Origin of the sequence: Aliivibrio sp. 1S175 (assembly GCF_001690985.1) — a bacterium.
Lineage (GTDB): Bacteria > Pseudomonadota > Gammaproteobacteria > Enterobacterales > Vibrionaceae > Aliivibrio.
Genome location: NZ_MAJS01000001.1, coordinates 17,939 through 30,504 on the forward strand (window position 1 = coordinate 17,939; position 12,566 = coordinate 30,504).

The 12,566-nt window shown below is 40.2% G+C and carries 12 protein-coding genes; 9 read left to right on the top strand and 3 right to left on the bottom strand.

The window, feature by feature from the left end:
- The first annotated feature begins 14 nt into the window (after positions 1-14).
- Positions 15-899: a DMT family transporter gene (locus A6E06_RS00095; protein WP_065593647.1), complete on the top strand. Its 885-nt coding sequence runs from the start codon at positions 15-17 to the stop codon at positions 897-899.
- 100 nt (positions 900-999) lie between these two features.
- Here A6E06_RS00095 and A6E06_RS00100 read toward each other — a convergent pair whose 3' ends face one another.
- Entirely contained in the window at positions 1,000-2,148 is a 1,149-nt protein-coding gene (locus A6E06_RS00100) for an iron-containing alcohol dehydrogenase (RefSeq protein WP_065593646.1), read from the bottom strand.
- A gap of 192 nt (positions 2,149-2,340) precedes the next feature.
- On the opposite strand from A6E06_RS00100, the gene A6E06_RS00105 reads away from it, so the two are divergent.
- Both A6E06_RS00105 and A6E06_RS00110 read left to right on the top strand, forming a co-directional pair.
- A complete protein-coding gene (locus A6E06_RS00105) occupies positions 2,341-3,225 on the top strand; it encodes an AraC family transcriptional regulator (protein ID WP_065593645.1) in 885 nt (294 codons plus the stop codon).
- A 25-nt stretch (positions 3,226-3,250) separates the two neighbouring features.
- Positions 3,251-3,787 (top strand): dihydrofolate reductase family protein, encoded by a 537-nt coding sequence (locus A6E06_RS00110; RefSeq protein ID WP_065593644.1) that lies wholly within the window; start codon positions 3,251-3,253, stop codon positions 3,785-3,787.
- Between the two features lie 88 nt (positions 3,788-3,875).
- Here A6E06_RS00110 and A6E06_RS00115 read toward each other — a convergent pair whose 3' ends face one another.
- Both A6E06_RS00115 and A6E06_RS19925 read right to left on the bottom strand, forming a co-directional pair.
- Positions 3,876-5,090: a pyridoxal phosphate-dependent aminotransferase gene (locus A6E06_RS00115; RefSeq protein ID WP_065593643.1), complete on the bottom strand. Its 1,215-nt coding sequence runs from the start codon at positions 5,088-5,090 to the stop codon at positions 3,876-3,878.
- Positions 5,091-5,286: 196 nt separating this feature from the next.
- Complete coding sequence (locus A6E06_RS19925; RefSeq protein ID WP_176703470.1) at positions 5,287-5,424, bottom strand: hypothetical protein; 138 nt, start codon at positions 5,422-5,424, stop codon at positions 5,287-5,289.
- Between A6E06_RS19925 and A6E06_RS00120 the strand changes: the two genes are divergently transcribed.
- The 6 genes from A6E06_RS00120 to menE all read left to right on the top strand — a co-directional run bounded on the left by A6E06_RS00120 (position 5,417) and on the right by menE (position 12,559).
- Positions 5,417-6,739 carry an isochorismate synthase MenF gene (locus A6E06_RS00120; protein ID WP_065593642.1) on the top strand — a complete coding sequence of 441 codons (1,323 nt, stop codon included), beginning with the start codon at positions 5,417-5,419 and terminating at the stop codon, positions 6,737-6,739. The genes A6E06_RS19925 and A6E06_RS00120 overlap by 8 nt on opposite strands.
- Positions 6,736-8,469, top strand: coding sequence for a 2-succinyl-5-enolpyruvyl-6-hydroxy-3-cyclohexene-1-carboxylic-acid synthase (gene menD / locus A6E06_RS00125; protein ID WP_065593641.1), 1,734 nt, complete (start codon positions 6,736-6,738; stop codon positions 8,467-8,469). The genes A6E06_RS00120 and menD overlap by 4 nt, the downstream gene beginning before the upstream one ends.
- Positions 8,453-9,247: a 2-succinyl-6-hydroxy-2,4-cyclohexadiene-1-carboxylate synthase gene (gene menH / locus A6E06_RS00130; RefSeq protein WP_065593640.1), complete on the top strand. Its 795-nt coding sequence runs from the start codon at positions 8,453-8,455 to the stop codon at positions 9,245-9,247. Before menD ends, menH begins: the two co-directional genes overlap by 17 nt.
- Positions 9,248-9,252: 5 nt before the next feature.
- On the top strand, positions 9,253-10,119 hold the full coding sequence (gene menB / locus A6E06_RS00135; protein ID WP_065593639.1) for a 1,4-dihydroxy-2-naphthoyl-CoA synthase: 867 nt from the start codon (positions 9,253-9,255) through the stop codon (positions 10,117-10,119).
- A 77-nt stretch (positions 10,120-10,196) separates the two neighbouring features.
- Positions 10,197-11,171 (top strand): o-succinylbenzoate synthase, encoded by a 975-nt coding sequence (gene menC / locus A6E06_RS00140; protein ID WP_065593638.1) that lies wholly within the window; start codon positions 10,197-10,199, stop codon positions 11,169-11,171.
- Positions 11,159-12,559, top strand: a complete 1,401-nt coding sequence (menE, locus tag A6E06_RS00145; RefSeq protein WP_065593637.1) for an o-succinylbenzoate--CoA ligase — start codon at positions 11,159-11,161, stop codon at positions 12,557-12,559. The genes menC and menE overlap by 13 nt, the downstream gene beginning before the upstream one ends.
- Positions 12,560-12,566: the final 7 nt, after the last annotated feature.

Consider the following 12,566-nt stretch of genomic DNA (forward strand, 5'->3'; position numbering starts at 1 on the left):
TGATGACCCTTTTTATGTCTCAGCATCAACCAGTCCAAGGCGCTTCTTGGATGTTAACCGCAGGCCTTTCCTTTGCGATTGTTAACAGTATTGCTCAATACGTCAGTATGAATTTTGGCCTTCCTTCAACGATGGTGGCTTTAGTTCAATATGGGATTGCGTTGATCGTCATCTTGCCTTATTTACGCACATTAGGGCTGCGTAATTCACTTCGAACTCAACATTTTGGAATGCATGCGTTGCGTGTATTTTTGTCGGTAATTGGCATCCAACTTTGGCTATGGGCTCTCGCTTATCCTGTGCCAATCTGGCAGGGGATAGCATTGCTAATGACGTCTCCTTTATTTGCAACCATAGGGTCGGGTTTATTCTTAAAAGAGAAGGTGGGTGCCGCTCGTTGGTGTGCCACGTTAGCGGGGTTTGCGGGGGCAATGATCATTCTCGAACCATGGGCTGATACGTTTACATGGGCAACATTACTGCCAGTAGGTGCTGCTTTCTTTTGGGCGTGTTATTCGTTAATGGTTAAGAAAATGTCGGCAAATGATTCACCATCAACCATGGTGGTTTATCTTCTGGTTCTTATTACTCCTTTTAATATTTTACTCGCATTACCTGATTGGCATACACCAACAGGCATAAACGTCTGGTTATTACTTTTTGGTGCCGGTGTGATGACAGCATTAGCGCAATGGGCAATTGTAAAAGCTTATGCGGTTGCGGATGCTTCGTTTATTCAACCGTTTGATCATGCTAAATTACCATTAAATGTATTATCTGGTTGGGTCGTTTTTGGTTGGGCTCCTCCTGGTCGATTATGGTTGGGTGCCGCAATTATTATTGCTTCTGTTGCTTTTATTACGCAATGGGAACGCAAGAAAAAAGCGATTATTAAATAGCATTACTTTATTTAAGAACGAGAAAAGCCGATTCGATTAACATTATTGTTAGATTGAATCGGCTTTTTTATTTTATGTCATTTTTAAATTAGGTTAAGTATTACTTCACGGCATCTTCAAGAATTTTACGAGATACTTCGAGAGTAATCGCTTGATGTTCACCTAAAGCAACCATTCCATGAGCTTCAAGTTGCTTGATGATAGCATCAATTGCAGATGCTTTATCATCACCATGCTCAGTTAACTCTGTTGGAGAGTTAAGGCTATGATAGAACGTTTCGATTTCAATGATTGTGCGTTCTGCTAAATCATCAGAAGCGTCTAAACCAAAGACGTTTTTACCCATTTGTTCTAGTTTAGCGCGTTTCGCTTCGATTTGGTTACGAAGTAAAGACGGCTGAATGATAGATAAAGAACGAGCGTGATCAACATGGTAAAGAGCGGTTAGTTCATGGCCAATCATGTGAGTAGCCCAATCGTGAGGAACACCAGTACCAATTAAACCATTCAATGCTTGGTTTGCCGTCCACATTAGGTTTGAACGCCATTCATTATTATCACGGTTCTCGTATTGCTCACCAAGAACTAATAAATTACGAAGTAGAGTTTCTGCGTAACCATCTTGAACCATTGCACCAGCAGGCATCGTTAGGTATTGCTCACAGGTATGAACCCAAGCATCGACTAAGCCATTTGTTAGTTGGCGTTCTGGTAGTGTTTTCATTGAGTCAGGATCAAGTACAGCAAATTTAGGTTGTACTGCCGCTGCCATGAAAGGCAGTTTAGTTTGTGTCGATTTTTGAGTAATTACCGCACCAGAGTTAGACTCAGAACCTGTTGCTGGTAGTGTTAAAATCGCACCCAAAGCCACAGCTTCAGTTACAGTGTGCTTACCAAGTAGAATATCCCAGCCGTTACCATCGTACTTTGTTGCAGCAGCAACGTATTTTGAACCATCAATTACAGAACCACCACCCACAGCAAGAATATAATCAACCTTTTCTGCTTTTGCGATAGCAACTGCTTTATCTAATGTTTCAACCGTTGGGTTAGGTTCAACACCTGAAAACTCAATCCAAGAATGGTCAGAAAGTGCTGCAACAACTTGGTCATAAACACCGTTTGTTTTAATTGAACCACCACCATAAATCACTAATACTTTTTGATCTTGTGGAATAGATGTAGCGATTGCTGCAATTTGACCTTGGCCAAAATGGATTTGTGTAGGGTTAACATAAGAAAATTTCATTGCTGTACCTCATTGGTTCCAAAAGGTGATGCTCTATTTTTTAGAGCTTATTATTTCAATAAATGCATATTAGTACTCAATTGTGGCTTTAGAAAGGCGGATTACTGTATTTTTATTGCCTATTTCTATAAATGTCGGTATTTTAAAAAAATAAAATGATAGATGTGATCTTGATTAGATAAAGGAACCGCGATGAAATCCCTTGGTGAATTAATGCAAAGCTATGCCGATCGATACGGTTTTAATGATCTGGAGGGTATCAGAGAAACCGCGATCCCTGGCGTGTGGTTTTATCGCAGTAGCAAAGGAAACCAACGTCAGCCATTTGTTTATCAATCAGGCATTATTGTCATGGGTAAAGGACACAAACACATTCATATTGGTAATCAGCCGGTACATTATGGGCCTGATGATTATCTGGTTGTCGGTGTGCCAATGCCACTAGAATGTGAAGCCTTTCCTGAAGATGATAGTCCATTACTTGGTTTAACGATCAATGTTGATTCAACGTTACTTCATCGTCTAGTTAATGAGCTTGAAGCTGCTAATTTTCAAGCGCCAACAAAATCAAATCAAGATGGCTTTGGCCTCACATCAGTTAAAATGGCTGATGACATGCTTGAAAGTTGTAAGCGCTTGATGTTGGCACTACATAGTGATCTCGATACGAAATTATTAGGTGAGTCTTTATTAAATGAAATTGTCTATCGAGTACTGACTGGAACAGAAGGGCAGGTATTATTTAACTTAGCGCATCATGATGGTCAATATGCGAGAGTCGCGAAGGCCATGAATAAAATGCATCAATCTTATGCCGATGGTTTAACGGTTCAACATTTAGCTGAAGAAGCGAACATGAGTATTTCTGCGTTTCATTCGGCATTCAGAAAAGTGACACTAGAATCGCCATTGCAGTATTTGAAAAAAGTACGGTTAAATAAAGCAAAAGAGCTGATTCAGTTAGAGGGACGAAGAGTGAATGATGCAGCTCACTCTGTAGGTTATACCAGTACGTCACAATTTAGCCGAGAGTTTAAGCGCCACTTTAATATGACGCCTAAAGGGTGTGTCGCTTAGTTTAAATAGAATAGATAATTCAAATATGTCAAATGTCGTATTTATAGCAACAAGCCTAGACGGATATATCGCGGATAAAAATGGGGGTATAGATTGGTTACATGCGATCCCTAATCCAGAAGGTAATGACATGGGTGATGCTAAACATGTAGCTAGTATTGATGCGTTAGTGATGGGGCGTAATACGTTAGATATGGTATTGAGCTTTGGTATCGATTGGCCTTACTCAAAACCTGTTTTTGTATTGAGCAATACGATGACTTCAGTACCTGATGGCTATGAAGATAAAATCTTTTTAGTAAAAGGCCCATTGAAAGAAGTATTAGATCAAATCCATGCAAAAGGATTTATGAATTTGTATATTGATGGCGGAGTTACGATTCAAAATTTCTTAAAAGAAGATCTGATTGATGAGTTAATTATTACCACGATTCCAGTACTTTTAGGTAGAGGATCGTCACTGTTTGGTGATTTAGAGACATCAATAGACTTTAAATGCATAAAAAGTGAGATATTTTTGGATTCAATTGTTCAAAATCAATTTGTACGTCAGCGTTCATAGTGTTCACTGTTTTTTGAATATAAAAAAGCCTGCAAATTAAGCAGGCTCTATTTTTCATTTTATATTCGCGAGATTGATATTAGATCAATTACTGCTTATAAGTATGTAAGAAGCGCTCTAGACGACCAATTGCCGTTTCTAAATCGTCAACACGAGGCAGTGTTACGATGCGGAAGTGATCGGGTTTTGGCCAGTTAAAGCCAGTGCCTTGAACTAACAGCACTTTTTCTTTGATTAAGAAATCTAGAACAAACTTCTGATCATCTTTAATCTTGTACATCTTAGGATCAAGTTTAGGGAATAAGTACATTGCCCCCTTTGGTTTGACACAACTTACGCCTGGGATTTGAGTAATTAAGTCATAAGCTTTGTCACGTTGCTCTAATAAACGACCACCCGGAAGCAAAAGCTCATTGATGCTTTGATAACCACCTAGTGCCGTCTGAATTGCGTGTTGCATTGGTACGTTTGCACACAAACGCATAGAGGCAAGCATATCCAAACCAGCGATATAACCTTGAGCATGATCTTTAGGTCCATTTAAGAACATCCAACCACCACGGAAGCCACACACGCGGTAAGCTTTAGATAAACCGTTAAATGTCACGGTTAATATATCAGGCGCCAGTGTTGCTAATGTCGTATGAACGGCACCGTCATATAGTACTTTATCGTAAATCTCATCAGCAAAAATAATCAGATTATTTTGACGCGCAATCTCGACCACTTGTAATAAGAAGTCACGACTGTACACCGCACCCGTTGGGTTATTCGGGTTAATTAACACGATACCTTTTGTGTTTGGTGTGATCTTTTTCTTAATGTCGTCTAAATCTGGATACCAGTCAGAGCTTTCGTCACACATATAATGAACAGCTTTACCGCCAGAAAGAGCGACAGATGCGGTCCATAGTGGGTAATCAGGTGCAGGCACCAACATCTCATCGCCATTATTTAATAGCGCTTGCATTGCCATTACGATTAATTCAGAAGCGCCGTTACCGATGTATACATCTTCCACATCTAAATCTAATAGACCACGACGTTGATAATGTTGTACAACCGCTTTACGTGCAGAATAAATACCTTTTGAATCACAATAACCTTGTGATGTTGGTAGGTTTTTTATGACATCAACAAGGATTTCATCAGGGGCGTCAAAACCAAATGAGGCCGGGTTCCCAATGTTTAGTTTAAGAATTTTCTGGCCTTCTTCTTCCATTCTTTTAGCATGTTTAAGAACAGGACCGCGAATGTCGTAGCATACACTGCTAAGTTTTGATGACATTGCAACATTTTGCATGGTTTAACCTTGTTGATATAAAAAACGATATAAGTCCAAATTACACTATTTTTAATGGACTTAGAAACAATTTTTAGAAAAAAAGAGTGTAAAAATGGCTCCTACAATATTTATGTCTGAAAGATGAGGCTTATTTAGATTGATTTAGCCTTCATAAAGCGACACATTTTGATATCAGTTTTATTTTTTAGACATACTATTGATGTGAATTATTTTTTATTTGCTGCACTTTTGCTAGAATCACCACATCTAACAAGGAAATAGCAAGCAATTCGGCTTGTGTATCACGGTGCCATGATGGCTGAAAACGATCAGGAGAGGTTAATTTGTCCACTTTTCAAGATGCCATTGAATCGATTCGTCATCAAATAGCACAAGCAGTATCATCTCAGACCATTTGTATTCACTTAGATTGGTCGGTAGGCGATCAGCTTATTGATTGGCTTGAAGCACAGCCTATATATCCTAAGTTTTATTGGCAATCTCGTGATGGTGAAGAAGAAGTCGCGGTATTAGGTCAAGTAAAAACGTTCTCTGACCCAAAGGTTGCTCAACAAATATTAGCGCCTCAACAGCGAGTTTGGGGTGGGAGATCGTTTGATGGACGCACTGAACGCAATCGTCGTTGTATGCAATCATTCTTCTTTTTGCCACAAGTTGAAATCTCTCGTTTAGCGTCCTCATGGCAGATCATGGTGAATCTATCGGAAGATAACTCACGCCTTTTGTTAACGTTGAATAAATTAGTTGAAAATTTTGCCTCTTTATCTGAGTTACATTGTCGGGTAACACAGCGTATTAATACGCCAGAAAAAGGGGATTGGACTAATATGGTTAATAAGGCACTTACGGCCATTTCAAACAAACAATTTGAGAAAGTAGTATTAGCACGAAAAACCACCTTAACATTGGATCAAAATTTATCTTCTGCACAATTTTTAAAAGCAAGTCGCAAAGCCAATAGCCATAGTTTTCATTTTATGATGGCGCTGGATAGTGAACATTGTTTTATTGGTTCTACACCTGAGCGTTTATATGAACGTAATGGCTACGCATTAAAAACAGAAGCTCTTGCTGGTACGATCGGTCGCGGCCATGACGAAGAAGAAGATAATCAATTAGCATCATGGTTAATTTCAGATAAGAAAAACCAGTATGAAAATCGACTTGTGGTAGATGACATAGTTAATCGATTATCTAAGTTCAGCTTATCTATGAATGTCGCTGAAACGTCTGAGCTAGTGAAACTTCGTAAAGTTCAACATTTAAAACGTCCAATCTCTGCTGAAATCAATAATGATTGCAGTGATTCACAATTGCTTGATAATTTGCAACCTACAGCGGCGATTGCAGGATTACCTCGAATGTCTGCATTGGATTTTATCATTGATAATGAACCTTTTGCCCGTGGGTGGTACAGCGGTGCTGTTGGTTTTTTAAGTCAGCAACGTAGTGAGTTTTGTGTTGCGATTAGAAGCGCATTAGTGATGGGTAATAAATTGCATTTATTTGCGGGAGCGGGCATTGTTCCTGGTTCAGAGCCAAGCTGTGAATGGGAAGAGCTAGACAGAAAAACATCTACGTTATGTTCTTTATTAGAATCTGATATTTCTATAAATTCAGATATCACGGAGTCGCAAGTCGCATGATGCAATCAGAGCAGCAAATAATGCTAAATCAAGTTTGGGCTGAATTGATTATTGAGGAGTTAGTTCGAAATGGAGTGAAGCATGTTTGTATTGCTCCAGGATCTCGTTCAACCCCGTTAACTCTTGCTGCTTCAGAGCACGCACATTTATCTCTTCATACTCATTTTGATGAACGCGGATTGGGTTTTTTAGCGTTGGGTATTGCGAAAGCGTCAAATGAAGCGGTTGCTGTTATTGTTACTTCAGGGACGGCGGTTGCGAATTTATTGCCTTCAGTAGCAGAGTCCGGCCTGACTAAAGAAAAATTGGTATTGCTAACGGCAGATCGACCTGTTGAATTGATAAATGCTGGTGCTAATCAAGCGATTAATCAGCAAAATATATTTTCATCTCACGTTTGCCATTCATTACAATTACCATCGCCAAGTATTAATGTGCCAGCTCAATGGTTATTAAGTCGTTTAGATCAAGCGTGTTTTGCTCAACAACAACAGGGCGGATCCATTCATATCAACTGTCCTTTTCCTGAACCTTTCTATGGTAAAAAAGAGAAACACCTTTTAATTGATTACCTTGCTCCGATCCAAGCGTGGAAGGCTGCATTTTCTCCTTATATTGAACAACCTACGTATTCTTTAAATGTGACAGTATCTCCTCAATGGATGAAAGTGGCACAAAAGAAAGGATTGGTTATTATCGGTAAGGTGACGTTAGAAGAAGCTCAATCTGCAGTTAAATTAGCGAAAGAGTTAGGATGGCCAGTACTTGCTGACCCGCAATCTGGGTATTATTCGCCATGGGCACATTATGATTTATGGCTGCAAAATGTCGCCTGTAATGAGATCCTTGCCGACGTTGAATGTGTATTACAGTTTGGGGCTCGTTTAGTCTCTAAACGTTTATCTTCATGGTTAGATAAATATCAACAAGACTTTTACTTGATCGACCCGCACGTCGAATTGTTGGATGACAGCTATCATTCCCATGTTCGTTATCGTGCAGATATCATGAAATGGTGTCAGGTTCATGCTCAGAGCTTAGAAGGGCGAGATTGTTTCTTTGATCATGCTCCATCACTTGAGTGGAGTGAATCACTTAAAGTGGCTTCACAAAATGCATTAGCGTTAGCGCGCTCAATGGCATGCCATAGTGAAACCTTATCAGAGTTAAGTTTTGCGCTAACCATAGGTCAAAAAACGGAAGCGTGCGATTGGTTTATTGGCAATAGTTTGATTGTTCGTTTACTTGATATGGTTGGAGAGCTCAATCTACAGCATACGTATACTAACCGCGGAGCATCAGGCATTGATGGGTTAGTAGCTACCGCAGTAGGTGTTCAATTAGCAAATCAACAGCCGTTACTCGCTTTAGTTGGTGATACTTCTTTGCTTTATGATTTAAATTCATTAGCCTTGTTGAAGCAAGCAACTGCACCCGTAGTACTTATTGTTTTGAATAACGATGGTGGTGGTATTTTTGATTTATTGCCAGTCGATGAGAAGAAAAGAGATGACTTCTATCGTATGCCACATCAGTTAGAATTTAGCCACGCGGCAGCGATGTTTGGTTTGAACTACCATAAGCCCGAAACGTTGACTTGTGCTATGTCTATGATAAATGATGGCCTTAAAGAAGGACTTCATTTAGTTGAAATCAATACGCCATCGGGTCAAGCTGGCGAAGAGTTAACTCGTTTATTCCAAATGATCCAGCATGCGACTTTATTCTAAATTACGTGTACTCAAAGAGAATACGGCGCAACCTTGTGTCGTATTTTTACATGGATTATTAGGTTCAATTCAAGATTGGGATAAAATAGCGTCTGTTATTGCTCAATCTCATTCTGTGTTATTGATTGATTTACCCGGGCATGGGCAAAGTCAATCGACAGTATTAGATGAATCTATCGGCTTTGATCAAACATGTCAGCTTATTGTTGATGTGTTACAGGCAACCCCATATAAATCATTTATTTTTGTTGGTTATTCCTTAGGTGGTCGACTGGCAATGTATTTAAGTTCGGTTTTTCCATTACCATCATCAATCAATATTTATGGTTTATGTATTGAAGGTGGGAATTTTGGTTTGGTTTCAGAGAAAGAAAAACAATTACGCTTGCAAAATGACATTGTCTGGGCTGAACGATTTGAGCAACAACCCATTGCTGATGTTTTAAACACTTGGTATAAACAAAAGGTATTTTCTTCACTAAACACTGAGCAAAGACAAGTATTAGTGAGGAAAAGAAGTGATAATCTGGGTCATTCTATTGGAATGATGTTGAGAGCAACATCACTGGCCAAGCAACCGTATTTGCTTGATGCTTTACATCGTAGCACCATTCCGATGCTCTATATTTGCGGCGAAGCAGATAACAAATTTCAACACTTGGCTGAGCAAAGTCAATTAACGTATCAAATCATTGCTCAGGCAGGTCATAACGCTCATGTGGAACAGCCAGAACGCTTTACACATGTACTTAATACATTCTTACAACAATGGAAATAAAACCCATGGCAAGAACTGTTGGCATTTCAGAACAAGAACTTTACGCTCCAGTAAATTGGACAGACTGTACGGCTCAATACGAAGATATTCAATATCACAAATCGGCTGATGGCATCGCGAAAATTACTATCGCACGTCCACAAGTACGTAACGCTTTCCGTCCTGGTACGGTTAAAGAGATGATGGATGCATTAGCCGATGCTCGTTATGACGAGAAAGTTGGCGTAATTATCCTAACCGGTTTAGGCGAAGACGCGTTCTGTTCAGGTGGTGATCAGAAGATCCGTGGCGATTACGGCGGTTACCGTGACGACAGCGGCACACACCACTTAAACGTATTGGATTTCCAACGTCAAATTCGTACGTGTCCAAAACCAGTTATCGCTGCTGTTGCAGGCTATGCGGTTGGTGGTGGTCACGTTCTTCACATGATGTGTGATTTAACGATTGCAGCTGAAAATGCGCAATTTGGTCAAACAGGCCCTAAAGTGGGTTCTTTTGATGGCGGTTGGGGTGCTTCTTACATGGCTCGTATCGTTGGTCAGAAAAAAGCGCGTGAAATTTGGTTCCTTTGTCGTTTCTACGATGCACAAGAAGCATTGGACATGGGCCTAGTAAACACGGTTGTCCCTGTTGCTGATTTAGAAAAAGAAACGGTTCGCTGGTGTCGTGAGACGCTACAACATAGCCCAATGGCATTACGTTGTCTAAAAGCAGCGTTAAATGCGGATTGTGATGGTCAAGCGGGCCTTCAAGAATTAGCAGGTAATGCAACAATGATGTTCTACATGACTGAAGAAGGTCAAGAAGGTCGTAATGCATTCAATGAGAAACGTCGTCCTGATTTCGATAAATTCCCTCGTAATCCGTAAACGATACGATCACTTATCTTCATAAGTTTGAGAGGCTCACTGGAGTCTCTTTTTTCTTTTATTGGTTGGAGTAAAAAATGAAAACAGCCAAGATATATCAGTACCAACTCCCTATGGACAGTGGAGTTATTCTTCGAGAGCAACGTCTTCAACAACGAGATGGATTGGTTATTGAATTAAGTGATGGAACACGTTTAGGTAAAGGTGAAATTGCGCCTTTACCTGAATTTAATCAAGAAACATTAGAGCAAGCACGTGAAGATTTACTTGCATTAACTCAAGCATGGTTAAACGGTGAAGAGTTAGATCTTGATGCAAATTGCCCATCGGTAGCGTTTGGTTTTAGTATGGCTTTGTTAGAACTTGAAGGCGGTTTGCCGCAAGAAGGTAATTACCAAGCGGCGCCTTTGTGTTCTGGTGACCCTGATGATTTAGTGGTTAAGCTGAATGAAATGAGTGGCAAAAAAATCGCCAAGATCAAAGTCGGTATGTATGAAGCGATTCGTGATGGAATGGTTGCGAACATGTTCTTAGAATTGATCCCTGATCTTTCTCTGCGCCTTGATGCAAACCGTGGCTGGACACCAAAGAAAGCAGAGCAATTTGCAAACTATGTGAATCCGCAATTTCGATCTCGTATTGAGTTCTTAGAAGAGCCTTGTCACACACCAGAACAAAGCCTTGAATTTACTAAAGCTACCGGTATTGCCATTGCTTGGGATGAAACAGTACGTGATGACGGCTTTGAAGTAACAGCACAAGAAGGTGTAAAAGCCATCGTAATCAAGCCTACTATGGTTGGTTCTGTCACTAAATGTATTGAACTTATCGAGCAAACTCATCTATTGGGAATGCAAGCGGTGATCAGTTCAAGCATTGAATCAAGCCTAGCATTAACACAGCTTGCCCGACTTGCTGCTTGGAAAACACCTAATACGATCCCAGGATTAGATACGATCGATCTGTTTAAGGCACAATTAGATACGGCATGGCCTAATTGTACATTACCAATGATGACATTATCTGAGCTTAACGTTGTATGGGAAAACTGATCACACCACTCTTCACTACATGGCCTTGGATTAAATGGGGTGAAGAGCGTGAATTGGAAATAGCACTTCGTGATGGCAATAACGTATGGACATGGTCTGAAGTATTAACACAGATTAACCGTTATGCTAATGGCTTATTATTGCAAGGTGTGAAACGTGATGATGTCGTTGTCGGCATTGGTAAAAACAGCATCGAACTGATTTGGCTTCAATTAGCCACTCTTCGTATTGGTGCGCATTTTTCAGTGATTAACCCGAAAACACCGACAACCCAATTACACCAACTTGTCACTAATATTGCAGCGAAACATATTTGGTTTGGTGAAGGGCAAGAAACCATCTCTGGTACTTGGCATCATTTACAGTTAATTAATGCCGAATACGGGGTTATTGCAACCATGTGGCAGCCAACGCGATTGGCTACGTTGACTTTTACTTCTGGTTCAACTGGTCTGCCAAAAACGGTCGCGCACAGTGCAAGTAATCACTTACATTCCGCGGCAGGCTTATTAAGTTGGATGGCGTTTGATAGTTCTGATTCTTGGTTACTATCGTTGCCATTATTCCATATATCAGGCTTAGCGATTGTATGGCGTTGGTTACTTTCTGGTGCAACATTAGTGATGCCAACGGAAGAAGGCCTGTTGAGTGATTTATCAGGGGTTACTCATGCCTCATTAGTTCCAACTCAATTGCAGCGTATACTTGCGAGTGGTAATGCATCTAGTCTTGCACTAAAGCGCGTTTTACTTGGTGGTTCTGTTATTCCTACTAAACTAACGGATGAAGCTAAAGAAAATGGCATTGAATGTTGGTTAGGTTATGGTATGACAGAAATGTCTTCCACAGTGACGGCAAAGTTGGCCGATGGCCTATCTGGAGTAGGGCATGTACTTCCTTATCGTGAATTTCGCATTGAAAAAGGGGAAGTTCTAGTTCGAGGCGAAAGTTTAGCTTTAGGTTATTATCGCTCATCTGGAGTCATGAGTATGACCAATGAAGATGGGTGGTATTTTAGTGGTGATCTTGGCCATGTAGAAGGGGCTGAACTTTATATTCAAGGCAGAGCTGATAATATGTTTATTTCTGGTGGTGAAAATATTCATCCAGAAAAAATAGAGCAAGCTTTGTTAACTCATCCTGATATTGAACACGTTATTGTGATTGATATTGCCGATGAAGAATTTGGTCAGCGACCTGTTGCGGTAGTTAATAGTACTAAGAGCATTGATTTTTCAACGTTCCCTGATTTTCTGAAAGGTAAGCTAAGCTCATTTGAACATCCTGTTCGGTATGAAAAGATGCCTGAATATTTACTTGGCACGGGTATTAAGATCTCGCGTCAGAAGGTGAAAGAGTGGGTTCATTCCTCATCTCTAAGTAAATAAACAGCCT